Here is a 24,812-nt window from a genome sequence, read left to right on the forward strand (position 1 = left end):
CATGTATGTCATCCGCATGAAGAATTGCGCCTTCTTTGCCCGGCATGGCGTGCTGGACGAGGAAGAAGCGCTGGGGCAGCGCTTCTATGTCGATGCCTCGCTCACCGTCGAGCCGGGACGCGCGCTCGTCGATGACGCCATCGGGGAAACGGTGAATTACGGCGTCGCCTTCACCGTCATCGAGGAGATCATCACCGGACACCGGCGCTTCCTGATCGAGGCGCTGGCCCTGGAAGTCGCGAAGGCTCTCACCGGGCGCTTTCCCCAGATCCGGAAAGCCGAGGTCACCGTTCGCAAGCCCAATGCGCCGGTGCCTGGCGTGCTCGATTACGTCGAGGTGACCGTTGTCTGGCCCGAATAACACCGTCTATCTGAGCCTCGGCGGCAATCTGGGCGATCCGGCGGCGTCGCCCTCAAGCTCATTTCCTGTAAATTTGCATGTTGGAAGATCCCTCTGGACAGGGTTCGAACTGCCTCAACCCTGGCTTCGTCAACGCACCGCACCTTCTGCCGCCCAGCGTCACCGGTCAGCCGCCGGCGAGACGGACGACGTGTCAGGGCTCGTTGTTGCCCAGACGCACTGCTACTTGGTGGGGTATCACAAAGATCCGCTTGCCTTAACACACGTTAGTTTCTTCCGCTTGCTTCCAACTTATAAAGTCGAGCGATGAGTGATCCCCGGCAAGCACGCAAGATCTATTTGGAAGCAGCTCACCTCGGTAGCCGTCGGGCGCGGGCGAGCGCTGAAGACTTGCTTCGTACCATTGAGGAGACACGGCGCCTTATCCAAGCGTCCCGCGACTTGCTGTCGCGGCTCAAAGCGGCTGAGCTTCGAACCTGATCACCACCCTCAGAAGCCGCTCTGATCTGCTGACAGATTGTGTGGGAACATCCCCATGCGGCAGGGCGTCCCTGGCCATCTCGGCCAGTGCTGTGATTGGCTCTCGCTGGGCGGCTTCCAACCGGGGAAGCACTGTGCCCTCGGTACCCAAAGACTTCGCCGGTATCGCCGAGGTCGAACAAGCGGGCCTTTCGGGCGTGCGAATGAAGCCGATAGTCGGAGGTTGGTTGCGTGGAAAAGGTCACGCTCATCGGTTCGCTGGCAGCGCTGTGCTCAATGACCAGTTTTGCCCCGCAAGCCTGGAAGATCATCAAGACCCGGGACACGGCTGGCATATCCGCGTGGATGTATGCCATCACTGTGCTGGGCTTCGTGCTGTGGCTGACTTTCGGCATCATTAAAGGCGAATGGCCCATCATAGTCACCAACGCTGTCTGCCTCGTGCTCGCCACTTTTATCCTGCTGATGAGGGTCCTTCCCAGTTCCAAGAGGGAGATGGTGGCGGACGCAATCGATCCTTCGCCTGGCTCCGAGAGGCCTCGCCCGCCCGCGTCCTGAGGCCTGTCTCGTTAGCTTGACCCGGCCCTACAGAGTTCGCCCGCGTCGGTGGCGTCTCGCGGCATGGCGGGGATGTCACGTGCCACAGAAGGTCTGCAGAACGCGCTCGTGCGGCTTGGGTGGTTTCGCATAATAGGACAGTGTGGGCTGTTCCTCGAACGGCCGTGACACGACTGCCAACAATTGCTCGAAGATTCGGAAGTCATCGTCCTCCACCGCAGCCTTGATCATTGTCTCTACGCGATGGTTGCGAGGAATGAACTTGGGATTGCTGCCGTGCATCGCGGCTTTGCGCGTCGAGGTGGCGCCGCCGTCCCGCGCCAAGCGATTTCGCCAGCGCACCGACCAGGCATCGAAGGGGCCGGGATCCTCAAACAGCCTCCTGGCGGTAGCTTGGGTGCCAGGGATGTCGAGGTCATCTCCCAGCAAGCGGAACGTGAGTGTGAAATCCGCTCGCCCACGCGCCATCACATCCAACAGATCGTTGGCAAGGTCCAAGTCACCGTCAGCTTCATTCAGCAGCCCAAGCTTTGCCCTGAACCCGCGATGTAAAATAGCTTCGTAGCGAGCGTGAAATTCCCCTAGTGCCTGCTCGGCCTGCGAGATTGACTCACCCTCGCGCTCGCTCAGGAGCGGCAGCAGGGTCTCGGCGAAGCGTGCCAGATTCCAGACCGCCACCCGAGGTTGGTTGCCGTAGGCGTAGCGGCCATGTTGATCGATGGAGCTGAACACCGCTTGTGGATCGTATGAATCCATGAACGCGCACGGTCCATAGTCAATCGTCTCTCCGGATATCAACATGTTGTCGGTGTTCATGACGCCGTGGATGAAGCCGAGCAACATCCACCGCGCCACCAGTTCCGCTTGCGCCGCGATCACAGCCTCAAGCAGAGCCAGGTAAGGTCTCGGTTTCCTGGCCGCCTCGGGAAAATGACGCAGGATGGCATAATCGGCAAGGAGCTTCAGCGCTTCTATGTCGTTTCGGGCGGCAAAGTATTGGAAAGTGCCGATACGGATATGACTCGCCGCCACCCTGGTCAGCACAGCCCCTGGCACCCGACGCTCCCGGTAGACTGGGTCCCCGGTAAGCACCGCCGCAAGGCTTCGAGTGGTCGGTATGCCGAGCGCAGCCATTGCTTCGCTGACCACGTATTCACGAAGCACCGGACCAAGCGCAGCACGGCCATCGCCGTTGCGCGAAAATCGGGTCGGTCCTGAACCCTTCAGCTGGACATCCCGAGGCACCCCGTGCACATCGACGACCTCGCCCAGCAGTGCTGCGCGTCCGTCGCCCAGTTGCGGGACGAAGTTGCCGAATTGGTGGCCAGCGTAGGCTAAGGCTATAGGGTGCAGTCCATCTGGAAAATTGTTCCCGGCAAGCACGGCGATCCCAGCAGGGCTCCCGAGCTGATCGGGATCAAGTCCTAACTCCAGAGCTAGCGGCTCGTTCAGCCGGATTAGCCTTGGGTTTGAAACCGGGTGGAGAGGGGCACGCGCGAAGAAATGATCCGGTAACTGGGCATAGCTCTGCTGAAAGGGCCAGATCGGGCTCTGCACGGCTGATCCGGTTGTGGATGAAGGCATGAGGTTCTCCTTCGCTGTGGCAGAGGTCGGAACCATGTCGATCACTGCGTCCATGCCGATGTCAACCCGCGGCCGCCGGCTCGCTCCCGGTTCATCCCGCGGCTTTCTTGGCTTTCCCGAACTTCTGCTCCGGCACTGCCGCCAGCGGCCCGCGCTCCAGCGCCTGCAGCGCACATGGCTGGCAAAGGCGTCGTTCCTGCCCTGTGCTACCGCAAGCGCACCTGTGAAAATAGGCAGCATTTGGCCTGCTTGGGTTTCAGAGGGGCGGCCTGCATTTCCCTAGCCGCCTTCTCGGGTGACACTGTTCCAGTGCTCCTGCTTCACGTTGTACTTTGATCGGGCCACCTGTGGAGAACCGAATGCCGCCCGCTTCAATGCATTTCGAATCGCCGAAAGTTTCCGAGGGCCAGGCACTCGCCGACCGCTTTCGAAATCTCGTATCGCACCTTCGCTGAGGCCTGACTTCACGGCGAGCCGCACCTGCGGCCAATTCAGCAGACCTCGCGCTATCCGCGATTGCTCCGGCGTCAGATCAGTCACCGAACTCTCTTCTCGCCATCGAGCCCGAGCCCATTTGATGCATCGGACGGCCCAGGCTGCTCCCCAGGATGCGTCTCAGCGCGGCCAACCGCGACGACGGCGACATCACGGCCGCCCATATATCTGCGCGAGCCAGGTCTGCCGGTTCCTAACCAGTTCTAAGCCTCCCCGAGGAGGAGGTGTCTGCCGCTGCGAGACGTCGAGCGAGAGGGCTGGGGTTCTACGTCTCGTGCGCATCGGGGCCCGGAGATGAAAATTGGACGCATTGGCGAATTGAAGGTGGAGGTCATGAGATCCCTCGATCAGGTTCTCCGAATCGAAATCAACCCAATTTGTTCCGGCTCGATGCCCGTGACGGCCGCAGTATAAAGAAAAGCGTGAGCGGAAACTGCTCAGCATTCCTCGCTACGCACTTCGACGCCGTCGGCTTCCCGAGGGGAGAGAAACGAACCTGGAATGTACGTCAAATGTCTACAGTCAGGACGCCCCCAGGATTCCCTCCTATGACGCTCGAGCCTGTGCGCGGCATTGTCCAAAAGCTCGTGAAAGGGACCGGAGTGACGGCGGCACAAGCACTGGAGTTCATTTCGCTGCTCGGGACGAATTGCGCATCCTCGTCCGAGAGGCGAAAGCTCTGGCCAAGGGTCCAGGCGCCCCGGAACTGCAGCCGTTGAGTTGGCAAACGCCTCGGGCCCTTTAACAGGTCCTTCCCAGACCGGGTGCAAGGAACATTAGCGCCCAGCCCAAGTTCGGCACGTAACGCAATCCGGTCACGAAAATTGACACAGGCCACTTCCCCGAACGTTTTGATCCGTAAGCTTCAGACAATCTGTGATCTGACGCAGTCAGATATCGGCATTTTAGAGGGGATCGAATTCCAGAAGCGGGACTTTCAGGCCGATCAGGACATTGTGCGCGAAGGAGATCGCCCCACCCATTCATTTGTGATCCTGGAGGGTCTGGTGGGGTCCACAAAATTGACTGGGGAGGGTAAACGGCAGATCACATCGTTCTTTGTTCCGGGCGACATTCCTGATCTCCACGGAATGCACCTGTCTGTTTTGGATTGTACCTTCTCACCACTCACGCGCGTCAGCGTTGGCTTCATGCGGCATGATGCGTTGCGGGCCATTTGCGACCAACATCCTTCGATTGCGACGGTGTTTTGGCGCTCGACGCTGATCGACGCGGCTATATATCGAGAGTGGGTCACCAACGTTGGAAGGCGCGACGCGTATGCCCGCATGGCGCATATTCTGTGCGAACTCATCGTCCGCCTTCGCGCTATGGGGCTCATCAAGGACCATGTGGCGGAGCTTCCGATTACGCAGGCGGAACTTGCCGACGCCTTGGGCTTGTCGACCGTGCACGTGAACCGAACGCTGCAGGATCTTCGAGGCGACGGACTGATTGTTACCGAGGGCTCCCGATTTCACGCTGTTGACTGGCCTGGCCTCGTTCGAGCCGGAGACTTTGAGACCGCCTACCTGCACCAAAGGAACGCGACGAGCTTGTGAGGTGGAGGTGGGTTCTATGGCGAGATATTTCTTTGACACCTACGAAAGCGATGCGGTCATCAAAGATGAGACAGGCATCGAATGTGGGGGGATCGAAGCCGCACGAAACGAGGCGCTAGCAGGTCTGATCGACTTGACTCGAGACTCCCTGAAGGACGTCGACGGGCATCAATTGGCGATTGAAATCCGGGACGAGAATGACAAGAAGCTGGTCAGGCTGAGCCTCTCTCTTCAAATGCTGCTATCGAGCCGTCCTAGTGCTCCGACGGCCGAGCCGTGATTTGCTGAACGTCAGGACAAGGCTTAGCCCATTGTTTCATTGCTGCTGGAAATTGCGGAGAGATGACCCAGCCGGTACGCGACACAGCGGGGGTCGAGACGTCGCTACAGAGACCAGGTTTCGAGGAAGGCGACCGGTGCTGGCGCCAGTCGCGGCCCATTCAAAAGATGCCAAAACATCTGCTGCAAGCGCACAAGGCTCAAAAGCAGCGAGAAAGTCCAAGTGAAGACGCTTCAAAGCAAGCCGGCAGCATTTCGATTGTCGGATTGGTACCAACTCCCCTTCACTTATCATTTGAGCTTGCTCGGCCCGATACCCGGCTTAGTCTGTAAACGGCTCCATCAGTCCGGCCTGCGGACGCTTCAAAGTTGACTCTGGTGTTTTACGCGTTTGCGCCATCCGTCGATGGTCAGCGCGACTCCGGTGACGAACCGCCCCCCAGAACAGGGATGGATGTCATGCTTCAAGACCAAACCGATAGCCGAAAAATTCTCCAGGTTGCGGCAGATGAACTTTCCGACGCAACAGATCCACGCCTGATTGCCGCGCTCAGATTGGTCGCCCGCTCCTATCGAGCGCAATCCGTCGAGGCTGCAGATGATCTGGTGGAGCTCACGCTCCGCACCGCCATTCAGGAGGCGGAGGGGCGACCTGAGGAAATCAGTCTGTTCAACTGGCTCAGCGCTATTATGGCGCGATATCGAAAGTGAGAGCGCCGGGGGCCGCCGTCCCGCTCCCAACCTGCAGGCACGTCAAATTGCCCTTCCGATGCACCCAGCCAGGCGCGGCGTCTTGCTCGTCCGGGCAGGTCGGGATGCTCGTCGGGAGCGCTGCTTCCAAGAGTGCCGCTGTCTGAGATCCCACGCCGGACGTGACCTCCTTGCTATCGCCACCCAATGCTGAAATTGCCCGGCATCATGGAAAACCAAATTTAAGTACTTTCTACTAGGGTCGGCCGAGGGTTAGTCCCGGGAAAGGTATTTGGGTCAATTGGCCAGCACCGCATCCAGTCTCAGCCGGTTGAGACACTCGTTTTTTTCTTCGGCAAACGTGCCGGCGGCGATCGCTTTTGTGGTGCTTGTAGTCTGCGCTGTTTTGGCGGACCGGGAAAACAGGATCGTTTCAGACCAATTGGCGCGCGCCGACGTCTTGGCCAAAGTGAACATCATAAGGACCAAGCTGGAAGGCAACATCAACGGCAATCTCCAGCTTACGCGCGGCCTCGTTTCGGCAATCGTGACCGAGCCCTATATGGGGCAACAGAGGTTTGCGGCGCTGGCAAGCAACCTGCTTGAGCAGGAATCTCAACTGCGCAACATCGCTGGCGCGCCGGACCTCATTATCTCGCTCATGTATCCAATGGTTGGCAACGAAAAGGCCATCGGCCTGGATTACCGCAAGAACGATGCCCAACGCACCGCCGCCCTCAGGGCGCGCGACCTGCGGGCGCCCGTGCTGGCCGGTCCGGTCGACCTGGCGCAGGGCGGCCATGGCTTCATTGGCCGCTTTCCGGTCTTCGTGAAGACGGCGGGCGGTGGTGAGCGCTTCTGGGGCATCGTCTCGGCCGTCGTTGATGTCGAGCGCCTCTATAAAGCAAGCGGCCTTTTGGACGCCGATCTCGATATCGAGATCGCCCTGACCGGCAAGGACGGTCTTGGCGGGACTGGTGATCGCTTTTTCGGTGGCGAGAGTATAACGCGCGCCAAGCCAGTGACCGAGACGGTGCACCTGCCCTCCGGTTCCTGGCAGATCGCCGCAATCCCAAAAGGTGGCTGGGCCTCATCGGCGAAGAATGCCTGGATCTTGCGGGCCATCATGCTATTGGCCGGTGCGCTTGTCGTGCTGCCCATTCTCGTTGCGGGGCGGCTGTTCGGCGAAAGGCAGAAAAACTTCGCCGAGCTCAGGCGATTGTCCGGTCGCCTGGAACTCGCGCTGGATGCGTCGGGGATCGGTGTCTGGGAGCACAACATCGCCACCAACGAGCTGGTGTGGGACGACCGAGTCAACGAAATCTACGGCAAGCCGGCTGACCGGAAGCCGCGCGGCTATGATGACTGGGCGTCAGTGATTCATCCGCAGGACATCGAACGGGCGCAGCAGGATTTCGATGCCGCGGCGGCGGTGAAGGGCCCCTATTCCTCGCAATACCGGATTGTCCATCCGAATGGCGAGATCCGGCATGTGCGCACGCGCGCGACCTATTTCCAGGAGCGCAACGAGACGCCCAGGATGATCGGCGCCGAATGGGACGTGACAAGCGACGTCGAGCTCAATGAAAACCTTGTGCGAGAAAGGCATCTGTCGGAACTCAGGAACGCCGAGCTTGAAGTGGCCAAGGGGCGCATCGAACATGTGGCGCTCCACGATTCGCTCACCGGGCTGCCGAACCGCCGCTATCTCGACGACATGCTGGCGACGAGCACGCGTCGGGGAGAACGAACTGCGCTCCTGCATCTGGATCTCGACCGATTCAAGCAGATCAACGACACGCTCGGACACGCGGCCGGTGACGCCATGTTGATGCATGCCTCGAAGGTCATCACGGCTAATGCGGGACCAGCCGACTTCGTGGCACGCATTGGCGGCGACGAGTTCGTGGTGATTTGCGCCGGGCGCGACGACGCCGAGCTCGCCGCGCTGGCCGACCGCATCATCGATGAGATGCGGCAACCCGTCGATTTTCGTGGCCACCAATGCCGGTTCGGCGTCAGCATCGGTATTGCGGCGAACACGGGCGAGGGGTTCGACGCACGGCAGCTCCTGGTCAATGCCGATCTCGCCCTCTACCGGGCGAAGAGCCGGGGCCGAAACCGCTACGAGTTCTTCAACGACGAGCTGCAAAGTGAAATCGTGCAGACCAAGCGGACCGCCGACGAGATCCTGGGTGGCCTCGAGCGCAACGAATTCATCGTTTTCTACCAGCCGCAGTTTGACGCCGACACGTTGGACATTGTCGGCGTGGAAGCCTTAGCACGCTGGCAGCACCCGACGCGCGGGATCCTGGGTCCCGACGTCTTTCTGAGGGTAGCGGAGGAACTGAACGTCGTCGCGCTGATCGACCGAACGGTCCTCAAAAGGGCGTTGGCCGACTTTGAGCGCTGGCAGCTTCAACACCTCGACATTCCACACGTTTCGGTCAACGTTTCGGCACGCCGGCTTGAGGACAAGGACCTGATCGATGGCCTACGCAAGCTCAACATCCGCGAAGGTACGGTCTCCTTCGAACTTGTCGAGTCCATCTTCCTCGATGAGAATGACGACCTCGTGGCCTGGAACATCGAGCACATTAAGGACCTCGGTATCGACATTGAGATCGACGATTTCGGCACCGGCTACGCCTCGATCGTCAGTCTGCTCAAGCTTCAGCCGCGGCGACTGAAGATCGATCGCCAGCTGATCACACCCATCACCAGCTCGCTGCCGCAACGCCGTTTGGTGTCATCCATCATCGAGATCGGGAAATCGCTCGGAATCGAAGTGGTGGCCGAGGGCGTCGAGACGATGGAGCATGCGCGCATCTTGAAAGAGCTCGGCTGCGACCTGCTGCAGGGCTACGCGCTCGGCCGACCGATGGACGCCAAGGCTTTAGAATGCTTCGCGCAATCTCGCAGATGGCCGGCCACGGGATAGACGTCTGGCTCTCACTGAGTTAACGGGCGTTGGCATTTTTTCGTGACTACAGGGTAGGTGAGGGGATCAGAACGCGCGCCGCTGTTCGATAAAATGGGCCGCCGACCAGCAAAGGATTGCCCAAGCTGATCCCTCGCACCATCCTGCAAGTACATCCGTGGGGTAGTGGACGCCGAGATAGATCCGGCTCAATCCGACCATGATGGTCAGGAACACCGCCAGGCCAACGAAATACCCTTTCACCCGGCGATCAGGACTTGCCCTGGCCAGCAAAGCTCCAAGCGTAAGGAAAGTGACAGCGGACAACATCGCGTGGCCGCTCGGAAAGCTGGCGGTAAATACTCTGGTGGTGTGGAAAATGTCGGGCCTCTGGCGATCAAACGCGACCTTGAGAACTGTGCTCAGGGCCTCACCACCAGCCACGGCGGCGGCGACCAGCCAGACGTATCTGCGCTTTTGCGTTATCAGCAGGTAACCTATGGCCGCCAGCGAGACAAAACCCAGGAACGCAACGCTGCCGAGGGCCGTGACGTCGCGGCCCATTTCTTCCAGCCACGGCGGGCCAATCAGATTCGTTGGATCATCGGCGCTCCGAAACGCCATAAGAACGGCGCGGTCGAATGTGCTCGTGTCACCCTCGATAACCTCCTCGGCCAGGAGGCTGAATCCGAGGACAAGGCCGCCAGCCACAAGCAATGAGGCGATCAGCCAAATAGCGTCGCTGCGAAAGCCTCGCAGAAAGTCGTTTGACGAAGAGGGCGGGTTGATTTCCATCCGTTCAAGCTAGCGAACCGATAAGTCTCGTCAATCCTTGTACCCCGCTCGCTGCCGAGGCGCCATCAAGTCAAGTCCGAACAGGTTGGGCCGCTGCTGGGTCACGCTTCGTCCAGCGCCCATCCATCTTGACCCAGACCGAACGAATACTTCGCCGAAGTGGAGAACTGTCCCGCCTGCGGCTGCCAAGCACGACATTCAAGGCGTATCCGTGGACGTTCGACGCGGATTACGTTGAACGAGTTGGCTGCGTCGCGACGGCGCGTTGAGACGGCGGTCCCTGCCTGTATGAGCAACGCTGCATATCGCGCTTTCGCATAACGAACGGTACTGAGATTGGCTTGTTGGAGGTGATGATGGCCCGACAAGATTATGTCGACGCGGCTTTTCGAGAACGCCTCCATGGCCATTTTGGCTCGTCCGACGACTCCGGTTCCGTGGCCGATTGTTCGCCCTTCGAACGGGTGATGGGTGACGACTACCCTGGTGGTCTCGTCAGCCAGGCCTCCAAACCGGGCAGTCATGGCAGCAAGCTGGCCGGCATTGATCCTGCCGTCCTTGATTGTAAAGGACCGTGCAGTGTTGATACCGACCACTGCGAGTTCGTCATCAATATAAAAAGGATCCGTATCTGCCTCGATATAGTGCTTGTATCGAGCAAGAGGCGTGAGCGTTCGCGCGAAGACGTTGAAGAGCGGTACGTCGTGATTGCCAGGCACCACAATTTGTGGGGTGGGAAGCGCATTGAGGAATTCTCGTGCTTGACGGAATTCCGCCCGGCGAGCTCGTTGGGTCAGATCACCGGATATAACTACCAAATCTGGTTCGCATGCCCAGACCTCGGCGCCAATCGCATCTACTATGCGGGTGTCCGTGGTGCCAAAATGTAGGTCGGACAGGTGCACAAGTGTTTGCAAACACAATCTCCCACCTTGGGGTTACTTCGTATCCGGGTCGCGGAATGAGAGGACCTTTAGTGCCGCTGCTCGAGTTTGAAAGTGAAGCGGCATCTTCATCCTTGTTGCCTCGCCGTCCACCGAAACGAGGGTCTCTCTTCTGTTCGAGGTGATCTCGATTCGGGACGGCCGAAGCAGTTCCAAGTCGCGATGCGTATCGATCAGGCCGAGAGCGATCTTGAACGGGAGCAATGCCAGTCCCAGCCACGTTCGCTGCGTGACGACATAAACGCACAGTTCTCGCGAAGACAGGCTTTTGCGGCGCCCAAAATCGCCGGCATCGTAGAAATTGTTGCCGACGAAAACGCACGGTGTCAGCACCTGGTCCGCACCGCTGTCGGCGCTGATACGCACGAGCTGCCAAGATACCGCCCTGAACGTCCTGACAAGAGCGGGACCGATTGCCGCTAGTTTCCCCGCTCCACGTCGCTTCTGTTCTGCAGAGCGTTCCGCGACAAAGAATGGATAGAGGCCGATCGACGAGTTGTTCAGGAAAACGCGACCGTTCACCTCCGCGACGTCGACGAGCACCGGGCGTCTCGCCGCGATTACATCCATCGCCGCTTCAAGTTCCAGTGGCACGCCGAGGTCCTTTGCAAAGTGATTGAGGGTGCCAAGCGGGAGAACACCCAAGGCCACCTCAGTCTCGGCGAGGACGGCCGCGGCAGAGCTGAGTGTGCCATCCCCGCCGCCGGCGACCAGAATGTTTTCACCTGACCTCGTCTGTTGGCTTACGAATTGCGAGGCGGCTTCGCTGATCTGGCCGCCCGCGACCAGTCTTACCTCTGCTTCGATTCCGCGCTTCAGCAAGCCGACATGTACGGTCGTGGCAATGTCGTCGAGTGCGGCGACCGCTCCAGCTCCATCGTTGATAAGCACTAGAACTGCCACCTCTGGCATCTCCAAAACGCCGCTCCAGTGGTCCGCCTACCACCAGCATGATTGACCCGGCTCCTTCCTTGAGGCATGGAGCCGGGGGTCGGCAGGCAGTTAGTCGTTGTCGCCGCCGTCCTGCTGAATGACCACGGGACGGTTTTGGTTATGACGGTGGACGGAATTCGTCACGGTGACGGTGTCGCGGCGGTCGTGGCGGTGGCGCCATTCATGATCACCGCTGTCATAGAACGCAATTTGGCGGAGAGGTCGGTAATGAAGACGAACTCCCTCATCATTGTATCTGATGCCGTTATGGTGATGCCGGTGATGGGCGGAGATCACCACGTCAGCCTCGGCGGCCGAAGAGATGGTTGGAGCCGCAAGGCAAAGCGCCAAGGTTCCCAGGATCAAATTTTTCGTGTCCATATCCCTGCCTCCTGAAACCTCATCCCTTCCAGCAAGGAATGATGAACGCTCGCCTTTGTTCCGAAGCGGCGGAACCAGTCAGTTCCGGTCCAAGGGTGGCCAGAGGGCAGGTCTCCACGCCCGGACATCGTCGAGACGATTTCCTTCAGTGCTGCATAGGGCGATCGCGAAGGGCTAGCTTCAAGAGCGGTGCCGCTTGCGGGTTAACGGGAGGCGCACGGGTTGCGTACTGCCAGTCTCGCCATCCTTGTGCGACAACAGCCTCTCGGAACTGAGATGGGCGGACATGGCCGCCTGATGTGCGCTCCGACTGCACTGGGCCAAGTCACTTCTGGTTGGGGATTTGCCCGCCACGTGAATTGCTTGGTGCGGCTTTGCTCGTCACCTCTTTTGCACCAACGACTTCCATGCGAGGTCGCTACGCCACAAGCGAACGTCCGGTGAGGCCTCTAGGGCTCTTAGCCATCGGTGGTCGTCGTCTCCTTGGTTCCATTCGAGGTGAAGATATGGCGCTGTGTCAACTGTGGTGGGCTCACGGATGTGGTGGACCCACCGAGCCTCGCGCGATGATCGCGGTCCGCAGGACCAGCCTTTCCGGCGGTTGGATATCGCCTTTCAGGCGGCGAATGAGCAGTTCCGCGACGCTATGGCCAAGTGCATAGACCGGCTGGTCAACGACGGTGATCGGCGGAGTTGTGACACCGGTCCAGTCCGCATCGTGAAAGGTGATCAGCGAAATGTCGTCGGGGATCTTCATGCCGCGTTGGCGGATAGTCCGCAGGATTTCCAGCGCAATGACACTGTCTGAGGCAAGGATCGCGGTGGGCCGGTCCGGCTGGGAGAGCAGTTCGCCAGTGATCCTGAGTGTCGCTTCGGAGCTCGTCGCGCCGAGCCGGACGTGGCGCTCAGGTCGATCGACGCCGGCCCCTCTGCACATAGTGAGGAAGCCATCAATGCGCTCGCGGACCGACGACGTGTAGATTTGCCGAAGGTCAATATATTCGTTGCCCTTGGCATCGACCGCAGTGACATAGGCGATATTGCGATGACCGGCGTCTATGAGCACTCGCGTCGCCTGCATGGCGGCGTTGCGGTCGTCAACCGTGACCGTGTCGACATCCAGGTCGGGCAGGGCTCGGTCAAGCAGGGCAAGCGGCCGACCGGAACGATGGATGTCGCGCAGATGGGTGATGTCGCGTGACTCCGAGGGTGTCACGATCAGCCCGTCGACGCGCTTGCCGATCAATAGCCGTACAGCCGCCTTTTCCGCTTCGATCTTCTCGCCGGAGTTCGCCAAAATGACGTTGAAACCGGCGCCTTTGGCCGCATCGCTGATGCCTCGCACGGCCAGACTGAAGAACGGATTTTCGATGTCGCCGACGACCACCCCGATGATGCCCGATCTTCCGGTCGTCATGCTGCGGGCGAGTTCGTTCGGCCGATAATCCAGGGCCTTGGCGGCCGCCGTGACGCTCTCACGGACCGTGTCGCTGACCACCCCATACCCGCCCAGCACGCGCGCGGCCGTCGCTTTTGAGACATTTGCCGCTCGCGCTACATCGGCGACCGTTTTGGGTCTGGCTCTAAATGGGACCTTCGTCATCGTACGAACGACTACAAGAAATCTTGACGGGAGGTCAATCGGGCGATAGCTTTACGATTGAGACCGGTCTCATAACATAGAAACCGGTCTCTTTTGCGGTACGTCCGCAGGGACCTCGCAGCCGCGGATGACGAGTCGGCCGAGAGGCGGCCCAAGTCAATACCAAGAACAACTGACCTTCAGAGTGGAGAGAAGACGTGAGCAGGTTTGGAATTATGAAATGGCTAATAGCGCCGGTCCGGGCTGGCGGAGTGGCTCTTGCAATTGCGTGCGTCGCTGCCGCTTTCGTTTCGCAGGCCAGTGCGGCGCAAGACAATCCCTACGGGCTTATCGACGCCAAGGTCATCAGCGTCGGCACAATGGGTGATGCGAAGCCTTACGCCTTTACCCAGGCCGATGGCACTTTCACAGGTTTCGACATTGAACTGTTCCGGAATGTCGCGAGCCGGCTAGGTTTCAAGTCCGATCAGGTGATCTTCACCGGTCAGGAATTCTCGGCCCTGATGCCGTCGGTCGCCAATGGGCGCTTCGACGTCGCGGTGGCCGCAATCGGCACCACGGAAGCGCGTAAGAAGACGGTCGATTTTTCGGACGGCTATCTCGCCGGGTACCTGTCGGTGCTGACTGCGGACAAGACGATCACATCGGCTGACGGGCTCAAGGGCAAGCGTCTTGGCGTCGTGCAGGGCACGCTGCAGGAAATATACGCAGCAAAAAATTTTGCTGGAACTGATCTGGTCAAATTTCCGGACAACAACTCGGCCGTCTCAGCGCTCAACAACGGCACCGTCGACGCTCATTTTCTCGATTATGAGGCGGCCAAGGACTATGGCAAGCGCTACCCGGAGCTGAAGATTGCGGTCAATGTTCCGTCGTTCGATGCGCCTGCGGGCTTCGTCATTCGCAAGGGCAACGACAAGCTGCGTACTGCACTGAACACTGCCCTGCATGCAGCCATGCAGGACGGCACCTGGAAGACTCTCTATGAAAAGTGGTTCCCCGGTTCGCCGATGCCCGATCAATATCTCCCCAAGATGTGAACACCCCAGCCGGCGGCCAAGGGCCGCGGCTGGAAACCTCGCTGGCCGCACTTCGATGAGCTCGCACCCGCGCAATGAGAAGGGGACCGAATGAACTGGCTTGAAAATCTGCGTCGCAGTTTTCTCGACTGGCAAGCCATGGCCGACGTGCTGCCCAGCATGATCACCATCGGACTGAAAAACACATTGGTGCTTGCGGCCGCTTCGACGGTGCTCGGCGTCGCAATAGGCATGGTCCTGGCGATCATGGGCATTTCCCAATCGCGTTGGCTGCGCATTCCCGCCCGGATCTATACGGATGTCTTCCGCGGGCTTCCGGCGATCGTCACAATCCTGCTGATCGGCCAGGGCTTCGCCCGCATAGGCCGTGAAATCTTCGGGCCTTCGCCTTATCCGCTTGGCATTCTTGCACTCAGCCTGATCGCCGGCGCCTATATCGGCGAGATCTTCCGGTCGGGCATACAGAGCGTCGAACGCGGCCAGATGGAAGCCTGCAGGGCGCTCAGCATGAGCTACGGCCAAGGCATGCGCCTGATCGTGGTCCCGCAAGGCATCCGCCGCGTCCTGCCGGCCCTGGTCAACCAGTTCATAGGCAATGTCAAAGATTCGAGCCTGGTTTATTTCCTCGGCCTGCTCACATCGGAGCGCGAAATTTTCCGTGTCGGCCAGGACCAGGCGGTAGTGACCGGAAATCTGTCGCCTTTGCTGCTGGCGGGCGTATTTTATCTCGTCATCACCGTGCCCTTGACCCATGTGGTCAATCACATCGACAACCGGCTAAGAACTGGAAAGCAAAAAGCTGGCGTGGTCACAAGCGGCCTGGCCGAGGTGAGCGAACTGGAGAGCGCCACCTGCAACCCATCGCCGGAGGTAGGTTCCGACTCTCATTCGGCGCATCCTCGGTTCAAGGGCGGCAGTCTCGCCGTCAGCAAGCTGGATATGGCCTATGGCGAGCTCGACGTCCTCAGGAGCGTTAGCCTGATGGTCAAGGCGGGTACGGTCACCTGCATCATCGGACCCTCGGGTTCGGGCAAGTCGACCCTGTTGCGTTGCCTCAATCGTCTGGTCGAACCCAAGGGCGGCGACGTGTTGCTCGACGGAGCGAGCATTTTGGCGATGAAACCCGAGAAGCTGCGGCGGCGCGTCGGCATGGTGTTTCAGCAGTTCAATCTCTTTCCGGATCATACCGCCCTTGAAAACGTCATGCTGTCTTTGACCAAGGTCAAGGGCATCCCGATGCAGGAAGCCTCGCGCATCGCCGAGGCGCGTCTTGCCGATGTCGGCCTTGCCGCACGCAAACACCATCGCCCTGGCAGTCTTTCGGGTGGTCAGCAGCAGCGTGTGGCAATCGCCCGCGCCCTTGCGATGGATCCGGAGGTTATTCTGTTTGACGAAGTGACCAGCGCCCTCGATCCAGAGCTGGTCAAAGGCGTCCTCGATCTGATGGCGGACCTCGGCCAGCGCGGCATGACGATGGTCGTAGTCACTCATGAAATGGGCTTTGCCCGCAAAGTTGCGGACCAGGTCGTTTTCATGGACGAAGGCCGCGTCATTGAGTCCGGCACACCCGCAGCGATTTTCGACACCCCCAAGAGCACGCGTCTAAAGCGCTTCCTGGCCGAAGTGCTTTGATCCGAAGCCGAAGAGACCAGGACGACCCGATTCCGCTCACACGATTCATTATCTACAGCGAAAGAACATTCCATGGCTACACACGCGGTCTCAAAAGTTGTTGTTGTCGGGGGCGGCATTTTTGGTGTCTCGTCCGCCGTTCATCTGTCGCGGCTCGGCCTCGAAACTATCCTCATCAACGACGGACCGCTGGCCAGTGGGGCGTCCGGACGCTCGCTTTCCTGGCTCAACTCCGCACGCAAGCGCTCGGCTGAATATCATCAGCTGCGCATGATCGGCATCGACCGGTACAGAACCTTGTCGGCAAAGTACCCGGATGCTGCCTGGCTGCGCTTCGACGGTGGTTTGACCTGGGATGCGGACGACGCCTCGAACGAGATCATGGAAGCTTTGGCACATGAAAAGAGCCTTGGATATGACGCACGCCATTTGCTCGCAGGCGACATTCCTTCGGCTACACCGGGCATCGCGGCAAGCGCGGTCACGCGCCAGGGTGCGATCTTCAATCCGGGCGAAGGCTGGGTCGATCTTCCGTCGTTGATCAAATTGCTGGTTGGGGAATTCGTGGAGCGGGGCGGTCAGCTCGTTACCGACGCGGGGCGCGCAACCGTGACGCTCGCCGCCGGGCGCGCCAATGGCGTCGCGACGGAGATGGGCGCCACTTTTGCTGCCGATGCGGTTCTCTTGGCAACGGGGAGTGACGTGCCGCGCTCGGTGGCGCAAACCGGGCAGCATATCGCGGACGCAACGCCGATCGCTTTACTGGTCAGGACCAAGCCTGTCGCCCTTCCACTTCGGGCGGTGCTCAACACGCCGCGGGTCGCTGTTCGCCCGACGCCGGACGGAGCTCTCGTTCTTGATTCCGCATGGTCCGAAGAAGAGGTACTCGTAAATTCCGACGGCACGTATGGCGTCAAGGCTTCGACCCTCCAGGGGCTTCTCGACGAAGCCTCGAAGGTGCTCGAGGGCAATCCGAAGCTGGAGTTGGAGAGCTACGGGGTCGGTCCCAAGCCGATCCCGGGCGATGGGGAGCCGGTATTTGGTCGGCTGAAGGACTCTGAGGGATATTACGTTGCCTTCAGTCACAGCGGCGCGACGCTCGGGCTGATCGCGGGCGAACTGCTTGCAGGCGAGATTGCCACGGGAAACGAACATCCCTTGTTGGCCAAATTCCGCCCAACCCGGTTCGGGTGAGGAAGCGTCGAATATGCTATCGACTGTCAACTCTTGGGCTGACGGCGCACAAATGTTACTTCGCAACGATCTGCGAAAGCATAATCAGACCTGATGAGGCTAATGCCCGAGCCTGCAGCTCCATCATGGTAAGACCCGGATGCCCGCCGGGGGCTCTAAGGTCGTAACCCGGGAACAAGCTGGACCCTCCTGCGTTGGACAGCCAATGGAACAGCTTGGATCAGATTTGGCGGCGCTGGCGCAACCTGGCTACTGGGTGGCTATGGTGTTTTTGTTCGTCCCTTACGCAATCGGCGTGTTGTTGCTGATCAGGTCGTGCCACTGCCTTTGACTTGATCCGCCAGCGTTGCGCTGCAGAGCGCCACGGCAATAGGCAACTGCGCGACTGACCGAGTTTGCGAACGGCCACGTAGTGTGACGAGCAGTCCAGGGTCGTCGTGAAGAGCTATCCGTGCCGGGCCCCAGTTACAGCCTGTTGAGTCCCTGCCGTGGTGGTCGAGCTACCTGCGTCTATCGGCACTATGCCGCCTGTGCAGGCTCATTGAGGTCGAACTCGACAACCTGTCCTCGGTCGATCGCAGCTCTGGCGATAAGCGTTGCCAATTCACGATCAGAAACGAGGTTTTCGCGGAAAACTGTCCTTATCGCCACCACGGCCGCCGATACTGACAGCGGCCAAGGTTTGCCTCTCCTGCAGTCAATATAGTGCTGAACAAGGTAGTCCAGATCGCGGCGCTTTTGGCTCATCTCGGCCTCCATCCTTGGTGAATGTACAGGAATGAGGCTCGCCCGCACTTAGATTTGTTAAAGGCCGCCAATTTGTTTTGGTCAAGGACAATTCAGCCCAGGTGCTGGCCAAGAAAAAGGCCGATCGTCTGACGGAAGCCTCACGTCCCGGCTGCTTCCGTTGTCCCCTTCGGTAGGTGGTTGTCGGGGAACGGCCGCCCTGGTCTCTCAAGTGGTCATCAAACGCGACGGCACTCACGGCAAGTTTCGGACCGCGTCGCTGGAACACAGCGTGGCTCTCTTGGTTTGGTCGCCAACGATTGCCAGTGACGCGTGAGAGAACCTCAATGCCCTTTGCGATGGCCGCAACTGTTTGGAGCGCCTCATCCAGCACCGGCACCTGTCCATGAGCGATGGTCTCGCATCACTGGCAAAAGCTATCGGCCGCGGTAGTGCGATCCTATTCGTCGGGGCGGGTGTCTCGATCAGCGTTGGGCTTCCGTCTTGGGAGAAACTGATCGAGCAGATGGCAAAAGAACTTGGGATCGACGACGAGTTTTCGATGCGACGCGAACGTTTTCAAACTCTAGCCGAGTACTATCGGATACGGCATGGCAGCATCGGACCGCTGCGCAGTTGGATGGACAGAAACTGGTCGGTCGCCAAGGACCGGATCGAAAAATCGGAGTTGCATCGCCTCATCGTGATGCTCAATTTTCCCATCATCTATACCACGAATTACGACCGGAACCTGGAACTAGCGTTCGAAATATACGGTCGGCGATACGTCAAGGTGGCCAATGCACGCGATGTAGCGCAAGCCCGCCAGGGGGTTACCCACATCGTCAAGTTCCATGGCGACTTCGATGAGGATTCTTCTCTTGTCCTGACCGAAACGGATTATCTCGACCGGCTTTCCTTCAATTCCCCACTCGATGTGCGGTTTCGTTCCGATGCACTTGGCAGCACGATCCTCTTCATAGGCTATAGCCTCTCCGACCCGAACATCCGGTTGCTGTTGCATCGCCTGTGGCAAACCTGGCATCGATCCGGGTATGAAAAAGATCGCCCTCCTTCTTTCATCTTCATGACCAGCCGAAACCCTGTGGAGGAGGCGGTGCTTGGGCGTTGGGGTATTTCAGTGGTCGTCGGCGAACTCGATGATCCGCAAGCTGCTCTGGTGAATTTCCTCAGTCAATTGGCCGAAGCGGTTGGGCATGAGCCGGAGTTTGGACTGGCGAATTCTGGTGGAACAATGCCGACCGGGCGCACGGATGGAACGTCGGGCTCGGAAGGAAGTTAGGCGGGCCTTCTCGAAGGAGCCGCTAGATGGCAGAGAATTCCGTCCGAAATTTCAACATCAATTTCGGTCCCCAGCATCCTGCGGCGCACGGCGTGCTACGGCTGGTTCTCGAGCTCGACGGCGAGGTCGTCGATCGTGTCGACCCTCATATCGGCCTGCTTCATCGCGGCACCGAGAAACTGATCGAAACCAAGACTTATCTCCAGGCGCTGCCATATTTCGATCGTCTGGATTACGTGGCACCGATGAGCCAGGAACATGCCTGGTGCCTTGCAATCGAGAAACTAATGGGTCTAGCCGTGCCGCGGCGTGGCCAGCTGATCAGGGTTCTGTTCAGCGAGATCTCGCGGATCCTTTCTCATCTGCTCAACGTCACCACCCAAGCCATGGACGTGGGAGCACTGACCCCGCCCTTGTGGGGGTTTGTCGAACGCGAGAAACTGATGGTCTTCTACGAGCGGGCCAGCGGCTCTCGTATGCATGCCGCGTATTTTCGTCCCGGCGGCGTGCATCAGGATCTGCCGCCAGACTTGATCACGGACATCGGCAATTGGATCGACCCGTTCCGCAAAACCGTGGACGACCTGGACAGGCTGCTAACGGACAACCCCATCTTCAAACTTCGTAACGTGGACATCGGTCAGATCTCGCAAAGTGACGCCTGGGCGTGGGGTTTTTCAGGGGTGATGGTGCGGGGATCAGGTGCCGCCTGGGACTTGCGAAAGTCCCAGCCATACGAGTGCTATGCCGAGATGGACTTCGATATACCCGTCGGCAGGAACGGCGATTGTTTCGACCGGTATCTGGTGCGTATGGAGGAGATGCGCCAGTCGGCCAAGATCATGCGGCAGTGTGTCGACCTGCTGGTAAGCGAGGGACCTGGGCCGGTTTCGAATACCGACGGCAAGGTCGTCCCGCCCAGACGTGCGGCCATGAAGCGTTCGATGGAGGCTTTGATTCATCATTTCAAGCTCTATACTGAGGGCTTTCGTGTGCCTGCCGGCGAGGTCTACGCGGCGGTGGAAGCGCCGAAGGGGGAGTTTGGCGTCTACCTCGTGGCCGACGGCACGAACAAGCCGTACCGATGCAAGCTGCGTCCTCCGAGCTTCGCTCATCTGCAGGCAATGGACCTGCTCTGCCGTGGCCATATGTTAGCCGACGTCACCGCCATACTAGGTTCATTGGACATTGTTTTGGGCGACGTGGATCGATAGCCCTGCGAAGCCGCCCAGCCCAGCCGATAGCTAGCCGCCGTTCTCTTTATTGGCTCTTCCGCCGGCCGGCAACAGTTCATCTCCATGCTCGGTCGTCGGCGTATGGAACTCGGATGCGGCCTGATCGTCGAGCAAGGCGAGCCGGACAGCTTCTTCGGGAATCCCCAGCATACGCGGATCAAGCTCGCGGTGTTCTTCATCCTGGGCGTTTCCGAGCCAGCTTTTGAAAGCACTGACACAAACTTTGCCCAAGCCGCAGCCGGCGAGTTGGTGTGTCCGAGACACTCACTTTCTTATACTTTCCCTGGACATTCGGGGGGTGGCACAGCATTCATTTGCTGTCGCATGTGAGGGTGAATTGGATATCTTTGGGGGCCTCGAGGTTTTGATAGACGTGCCCAATGCGGCAGAGGTGGAGCACGTGCGAGCTGCTAGCACAGCTAAGCAAATCGCAAACCGCCTGCTTGCAGCCAGCTAGGACCCGTTCGGAACCTTAGCCGAAGTCAAAGATCGAGTGTAACAGGGCCTTTCGCGCGGCTGCAGCAGGCCAGAACCAAGCCCGCTGAGATTTCTTCGGAGGTGAGTCCGCCGAGATCCTGCATGGTGACTTCGCCAGAGAGCTTGGCTATTCGGCACGTGCCGCAAATTCCCTGTTGGCAGCCGCTGGGAACATAGACGCCACAGTTGCGCGCCGCCTCCAGCAGGGTCTCCCCGGGAGCGCAACGATGGTCCAATCTCGAACGTGCGAAGTGGACCGAGGACGAGACAGCAGATGCTACGTCCGCAGTAACACCGCCCAGGCTGCGCCCGAAGCTCTCCTCATGATACCCCCGTGGATCAACACCCGCCTGGCCAAGACCGTCTCGCAACGCGTTCATATACTGTTCGGGGCCGCACGCGTAGACCGTGCGCTCGCCAAGATCGGGGACCAGGCGCCGGAGCATGGGGCCGTCTATGCGGCCCGTCGGTCCTGCCCATGAGGGGTCTGCCCGGGAACAGACGCATGTCACCCGTAGGTTACGAAACCGGGCAGCGAGTGCATCGAGTTCCAACCTGAAGATGAGATCTCGCGGCGAGCGCGCGCTGTAGATGAGGCGCAGGTCGAGATCGGACGCTCTGTCCGTCAAGGTGCGCAGCATCGACATAAGAGGCGTGATCCCGCTGCCTCCCGCAAGAAAGAGAGGCTTGTCGCTGTTCAAGCCGTCGAGTTTGAACGACCCCAGTGGGCCTTCGACGTTGACTTCGTCGCCCGCTCGCAGGTTCTCGTGGAGCCAATTGGAAACGAGCCCGCCTGGTGTCCGCTTGACCGTGATGTGCAAATCGAGCGGTCGAGTAGGTGGCGACGAAACGGAATAGGAACGGGTCACCGCAACGCCCCCGATTGTGAGGTGAAGGACAATGTATTGCCCCGCGTTGAAGCAGAACATGTGGTCTGATGCAGACGTGAAGACAAATGTCTTCACGTCGTGCGTCTCGTCGATGACCCTGCGGCAGAGGATCGCCTGTGACGAATCGTCGGCCCATTGCCGCTGCCGCATCGTTGCGAAGTCGGAAGCCGAAAAGGAAGTGTGTGCGTTCATGGTCGGGCTCTTCAGTGAGCCCCCAACATGGCAGCGGGACCGTTTCGGGAACAGTGGGTTGAACCCCTGTCTTCAATCGGGAATTTCGATTTAGCTCTCGAGCGACATCACCGCGAGCTGGAGCGCACGAAGCCCCTTTCGAATAATCGGTTCGTGTTTGCGCCGCGCGAGCATAGCCGTGTGGACAGGCTGATAAAGCGTCGGTGCGTCCTCGACCAGGAAGGAAGGGCACTCGGCCGTAAACCTGCGGGCATCGTCGTTGCGCATGTAACAACTCCCCCCAGTTCGCCGCAGCATCGCTTCTGCCAGGCTTTCGGATCCCATGGAGAGACGCGAGATTGCGAGGGAGGGGATAAGCTCGGAATGCGTTTTCTCGAGTACGACGGTGTAGCCCGGCCGAATGTAGCTGTCGGGATTGACCTGCGACATTGTCCTGGCGAAGGTCGACACCATCACATATTCCTCGACCATCAGATGCTCGTAAGCAATCTCGGGAAGATAGCGGGGTGCGTAGAGCACGGCTATATCCAGATTCCCCATGCTCAGATCTGTCACCATCTGGTTGGAATAGTCGGATTCCACATGGATCGAGGCTGTGGGAAGGGCCCGACAGAGCGCCTCCACCCACCCAGGCAGCACTGAGCGTGTCATGCCAACCTGCGCTGCCACGCGCAGGGTTCCTTCGAACCGGTTGAAGGCCCGCACGTCATGGCGCGCTTGCGACCAAGTCGACAGCATCGCCCGCGCGTAGGCTTCGAAACGTCGCCCCGCCGCTGTCGGTTCAGCACCGGCGCGACCACGATGGAAAAGCTCCGACCCTACAGCGCTTTCGAGACTCTTGATCCGGCTGCTGACGGTCGACTGCGTAATGTTCAGCCGGTCGGCAGTCCGGTTGAAGTTCCGCGATTCGATGATGTCGAGGAACGTCTCAATGTGGTCCAGCTGCACGCACTAACCCTCAATCGAAAAACCCGATCATTACCCAGAGATCATTGGCTTGATCCGGCATTTGTCAAGGCGGAAGCTAAAGAGACTAACGGCCAGCAGAACGCGGTCTGCAAAGAGGGAGCGAAGCTAAAGTGTTCATCGTTGACTGCGATTGCCACAACTACTGGTCCAGCGCCACGGTGCTCGAGCCCTACCTCTCGGGCGTTTGGAAGGACATGTTCATAGAGGGCGAAAAGACCGGCCCTAGAGGATCCTTCCCGCATGGCCATCGGCCCTGGTTCCATCCGCAAGATTTCTCGCGAAAGGACGTGCGGCCCGAGACCGAAGCCGACAACTACCGGATCATGAAAGAAAAGCATCTCGACAAATACAATGTCGGCGTGGCGATTCTCACCGGTGACGAGCCGATTGAAGCCTCGACGCTGGCCAACCCCTATTATGCCAGTGCGCTGGTCAGTGCTTACAATGACTATCAGGTCGCGGAGTGGTTGCCGAAGGACAACCGCTTCATGGGTTCGATTATCATCGCGCCTCAGGATCCGAAGCAGGCGGCGGCCGAGATCCGTCGGCTCGGCAGCCACCCGCGCATGGTCCAGGTTCTGGCCTCCCAAGGCTCTGTGCGGCCGTACGGCGATCCCTTCTACCACCCGATCTACGAAGCCTGCGCGGAAATGGGATTGCCCTTCGCCATCCACCTCGGCGGCCATGGGGGAATCAACTGGAACGCCATCGCGCCTGCCCCCACGACATTCTTCTGGGAGACACACGCCATCCTGCACATGTCGGCGATCAGCCATGTCGCCAGCATGATTGCGCATGGAGTCTTCGAAAAATGGCCGGAACTCTATTTCGTTGTGGTCGAATGCGGCGTGGCCTGGGTGCCGACGGTGCTGTGGCGCCTCGACGCCGATTACAAGGCGCTTCGCAAGGAGACGCCTTGGCTGAAGATGCTGCCGTCCGAGTACTGCCGCCGAAATATTCGGTTTTCCACACAGCCCCTGGAGCAGCCGGCGAATGTGCAGCATCTCTGGTCCATTCTGGAAGCAATGGACGGTGAAAACACGCTTATGTTTGCGTCAGACTATCCGCATTGGGACTACGACGACGCCAACACGCTGCACATTCCTCCCGCTTGGAGGACGAAGGTGATGGGTCAAAATGCACTCGACGTTTACAAGCGCATTTCCCCCATCCTGACCGCGAATGCTGCCTGACGGAGCAGAACATGGCCGAGAAAATCTTCATCTGTCGCGTCGACGAGATCGAAACGGGCACACCCGTAATCGCAAAGGTCCGCAGCCTTTCGGTGGGCGTGTTTCGCATCGGAGAGACTTTCCACGCGCTACTCAATATCTGTCCGCATCGCGGGGCGCCGCTGTGTGAGGGCCCGCAATGCGGAACCACTGCGCCGGTCGACGAAGCGCGCTTCGTCTATCACCGGGAAAACGAGATCGTACGCTGCGCCTGGCATGGCTGGGAGTTTGACATCAAAACGGGTTCGGCGCTGGTCGATTCCACCGTGCGTGCACGAACGTTCCCCGTCATGGTCGAGGACGGCAACATCTATGTGACTGCCTGATCGGGCAAGAG

The 24,812-nt window shown here is 59.5% G+C and carries 26 protein-coding genes; 13 read left to right on the forward strand and 13 right to left on the reverse strand.

Annotation, left to right across the window (positions count from 1 at the left end):
* The first annotated feature begins 1 nt into the window (after position 1).
* A complete protein-coding gene (gene folB, locus LB557_RS06020) occupies positions 2-361 on the forward strand; it encodes a dihydroneopterin aldolase (RefSeq protein WP_023773903.1) in 360 nt (119 codons plus the stop codon).
* Positions 362-815: 454 nt separating this feature from the next.
* Here folB and LB557_RS31840 read toward each other — a convergent pair whose 3' ends face one another.
* A complete protein-coding gene (locus tag LB557_RS31840) occupies positions 816-974 on the reverse strand; it encodes a hypothetical protein (protein ID WP_411970532.1) in 159 nt (52 codons plus the stop codon).
* 98 nt (positions 975-1,072) lie between these two features.
* Here LB557_RS31840 and LB557_RS06025 point away from each other — a divergent pair, with 98 nt between their 5' ends.
* Positions 1,073-1,399 carry a SemiSWEET family sugar transporter gene (locus tag LB557_RS06025; RefSeq protein WP_140620524.1) on the forward strand — a complete coding sequence of 109 codons (327 nt, stop codon included), beginning with the start codon at positions 1,073-1,075 and terminating at the stop codon, positions 1,397-1,399.
* 75 nt (positions 1,400-1,474) lie between these two features.
* Here LB557_RS06025 and LB557_RS06030 read toward each other — a convergent pair whose 3' ends face one another.
* Together LB557_RS06030 and LB557_RS06035 are read right to left on the reverse strand one after the other, a co-directional pair.
* Positions 1,475-2,983, reverse strand: a complete 1,509-nt coding sequence (locus LB557_RS06030; RefSeq protein WP_224643711.1) for a protein adenylyltransferase SelO — start codon at positions 2,981-2,983, stop codon at positions 1,475-1,477.
* Positions 2,984-3,262: 279 nt separating this feature from the next.
* Complete coding sequence (locus LB557_RS06035) at positions 3,263-3,523, reverse strand: multiprotein-bridging factor 1 family protein (protein WP_224643704.1); 261 nt, start codon at positions 3,521-3,523, stop codon at positions 3,263-3,265.
* A gap of 779 nt (positions 3,524-4,302) precedes the next feature.
* On the opposite strand from LB557_RS06035, the gene LB557_RS06040 reads away from it, so the two are divergent.
* The 3 genes from LB557_RS06040 (at position 4,303) to LB557_RS06050 (ending at position 6,030) form a co-directional block, all read left to right on the forward strand.
* Positions 4,303-5,040, forward strand: a complete 738-nt coding sequence (locus LB557_RS06040) for a Crp/Fnr family transcriptional regulator (RefSeq protein WP_140620522.1) — start codon at positions 4,303-4,305, stop codon at positions 5,038-5,040.
* 16 nt (positions 5,041-5,056) lie between these two features.
* On the forward strand, positions 5,057-5,320 hold the full coding sequence (locus LB557_RS06045; RefSeq protein WP_140620521.1) for a DUF6894 family protein: 264 nt from the start codon (positions 5,057-5,059) through the stop codon (positions 5,318-5,320).
* A gap of 368 nt (positions 5,321-5,688) precedes the next feature.
* On the forward strand, positions 5,689-6,030 hold the full coding sequence (locus LB557_RS06050; protein WP_140620519.1) for a hypothetical protein: 342 nt from the start codon (positions 5,689-5,691) through the stop codon (positions 6,028-6,030).
* A 276-nt stretch (positions 6,031-6,306) separates the two neighbouring features.
* On the opposite strand, the gene LB557_RS06055 is transcribed toward LB557_RS06050, so the two are convergent.
* Complete coding sequence (locus LB557_RS06055) at positions 6,307-6,477, reverse strand: hypothetical protein (RefSeq protein WP_224643713.1); 171 nt, start codon at positions 6,475-6,477, stop codon at positions 6,307-6,309.
* Here LB557_RS06055 and LB557_RS06060 point away from each other — a divergent pair.
* Positions 6,395-8,950 (forward strand): EAL domain-containing protein, encoded by a 2,556-nt coding sequence (locus LB557_RS06060; protein WP_224643705.1) that lies wholly within the window; start codon positions 6,395-6,397, stop codon positions 8,948-8,950. The genes LB557_RS06055 and LB557_RS06060 overlap by 83 nt on opposite strands.
* Positions 8,951-9,016: 66 nt before the next feature.
* On the opposite strand, the gene LB557_RS06065 is transcribed toward LB557_RS06060, so the two are convergent.
* From LB557_RS06065 to LB557_RS06085, 5 genes are all read right to left on the reverse strand, one after another.
* Positions 9,017-9,724: a phosphatase PAP2 family protein gene (locus tag LB557_RS06065; RefSeq protein ID WP_140661289.1), complete on the reverse strand. Its 708-nt coding sequence runs from the start codon at positions 9,722-9,724 to the stop codon at positions 9,017-9,019.
* Positions 9,725-9,825: 101 nt separating this feature from the next.
* Positions 9,826-10,641 (reverse strand): metallophosphoesterase family protein, encoded by an 816-nt coding sequence (locus LB557_RS06070; protein ID WP_140620513.1) that lies wholly within the window; start codon positions 10,639-10,641, stop codon positions 9,826-9,828.
* Between the two features lie 21 nt (positions 10,642-10,662).
* Complete coding sequence (locus LB557_RS06075) at positions 10,663-11,580, reverse strand: diacylglycerol/lipid kinase family protein (RefSeq protein WP_140661388.1); 918 nt, start codon at positions 11,578-11,580, stop codon at positions 10,663-10,665.
* 90 nt (positions 11,581-11,670) lie between these two features.
* Positions 11,671-11,982: a hypothetical protein gene (locus LB557_RS06080; protein ID WP_140661288.1), complete on the reverse strand. Its 312-nt coding sequence runs from the start codon at positions 11,980-11,982 to the stop codon at positions 11,671-11,673.
* 532 nt (positions 11,983-12,514) lie between these two features.
* A complete protein-coding gene (locus LB557_RS06085) occupies positions 12,515-13,585 on the reverse strand; it encodes a LacI family DNA-binding transcriptional regulator (RefSeq protein WP_224643706.1) in 1,071 nt (356 codons plus the stop codon).
* 215 nt (positions 13,586-13,800) lie between these two features.
* On the opposite strand from LB557_RS06085, the gene LB557_RS06090 reads away from it, so the two are divergent.
* The 3 genes from LB557_RS06090 (at position 13,801) to LB557_RS06105 (ending at position 17,451) form a co-directional block, all read left to right on the forward strand.
* Positions 13,801-14,625: an ABC transporter substrate-binding protein gene (locus LB557_RS06090; RefSeq protein ID WP_140620537.1), complete on the forward strand. Its 825-nt coding sequence runs from the start codon at positions 13,801-13,803 to the stop codon at positions 14,623-14,625.
* Between the two features lie 90 nt (positions 14,626-14,715).
* On the forward strand, positions 14,716-16,257 hold the full coding sequence (locus LB557_RS31730) for an amino acid ABC transporter permease/ATP-binding protein (protein ID WP_318013336.1): 1,542 nt from the start codon (positions 14,716-14,718) through the stop codon (positions 16,255-16,257).
* Positions 16,258-16,329: 72 nt separating this feature from the next.
* Positions 16,330-17,451 carry an NAD(P)/FAD-dependent oxidoreductase gene (locus tag LB557_RS06105; protein WP_224643707.1) on the forward strand — a complete coding sequence of 374 codons (1,122 nt, stop codon included), beginning with the start codon at positions 16,330-16,332 and terminating at the stop codon, positions 17,449-17,451.
* Between the two features lie 519 nt (positions 17,452-17,970).
* Here LB557_RS06105 and LB557_RS06110 read toward each other — a convergent pair.
* Positions 17,971-18,198 (reverse strand): hypothetical protein, encoded by a 228-nt coding sequence (locus tag LB557_RS06110; protein ID WP_140620502.1) that lies wholly within the window; start codon positions 18,196-18,198, stop codon positions 17,971-17,973.
* Between the two features lie 385 nt (positions 18,199-18,583).
* Between LB557_RS06110 and LB557_RS06115 the strand changes: the two genes are divergently transcribed.
* Both LB557_RS06115 and LB557_RS06120 read left to right on the forward strand, forming a co-directional pair.
* The gene (locus LB557_RS06115) at positions 18,584-19,480 is read left to right on the forward strand and encodes an SIR2 family NAD-dependent protein deacylase (RefSeq protein WP_224643708.1); all 897 of its coding nucleotides are present in this window, start codon (positions 18,584-18,586) and stop codon (positions 19,478-19,480) included.
* A gap of 26 nt (positions 19,481-19,506) precedes the next feature.
* On the forward strand, positions 19,507-20,694 hold the full coding sequence (locus LB557_RS06120; RefSeq protein WP_224643709.1) for an NADH-quinone oxidoreductase subunit D: 1,188 nt from the start codon (positions 19,507-19,509) through the stop codon (positions 20,692-20,694).
* A gap of 30 nt (positions 20,695-20,724) precedes the next feature.
* Here the strand turns inward: LB557_RS06120 and LB557_RS06125 are convergent, their stop codons facing one another.
* The 3 genes from LB557_RS06125 to LB557_RS06135 all read right to left on the reverse strand — a co-directional run bounded on the left by LB557_RS06125 (position 20,725) and on the right by LB557_RS06135 (position 23,222).
* Positions 20,725-20,946, reverse strand: coding sequence for a hypothetical protein (locus tag LB557_RS06125; protein WP_140620498.1), 222 nt, complete (start codon positions 20,944-20,946; stop codon positions 20,725-20,727).
* A 251-nt stretch (positions 20,947-21,197) separates the two neighbouring features.
* Entirely contained in the window at positions 21,198-22,274 is a 1,077-nt protein-coding gene (locus LB557_RS06130; RefSeq protein ID WP_140661286.1) for a hybrid-cluster NAD(P)-dependent oxidoreductase, read from the reverse strand.
* Between the two features lie 90 nt (positions 22,275-22,364).
* Entirely contained in the window at positions 22,365-23,222 is an 858-nt protein-coding gene (locus tag LB557_RS06135) for a LysR family transcriptional regulator (RefSeq protein ID WP_140620494.1), read from the reverse strand.
* Between the two features lie 131 nt (positions 23,223-23,353).
* Between LB557_RS06135 and LB557_RS06140 the strand changes: the two genes are divergently transcribed.
* Both LB557_RS06140 and LB557_RS06145 read left to right on the forward strand, forming a co-directional pair.
* On the forward strand, positions 23,354-24,436 hold the full coding sequence (locus LB557_RS06140; RefSeq protein WP_140661285.1) for an amidohydrolase family protein: 1,083 nt from the start codon (positions 23,354-23,356) through the stop codon (positions 24,434-24,436).
* Positions 24,437-24,447: 11 nt separating this feature from the next.
* Positions 24,448-24,801, forward strand: a complete 354-nt coding sequence (locus LB557_RS06145; protein WP_140620490.1) for a Rieske (2Fe-2S) protein — start codon at positions 24,448-24,450, stop codon at positions 24,799-24,801.
* The last annotated feature ends 11 nt before the right edge of the window (positions 24,802-24,812 follow it).

Origin of the sequence: Mesorhizobium sp. BR115XR7A (assembly GCF_020165315.1) — a bacterium.
Lineage (GTDB): Bacteria > Pseudomonadota > Alphaproteobacteria > Rhizobiales > Rhizobiaceae > Mesorhizobium > Mesorhizobium australicum.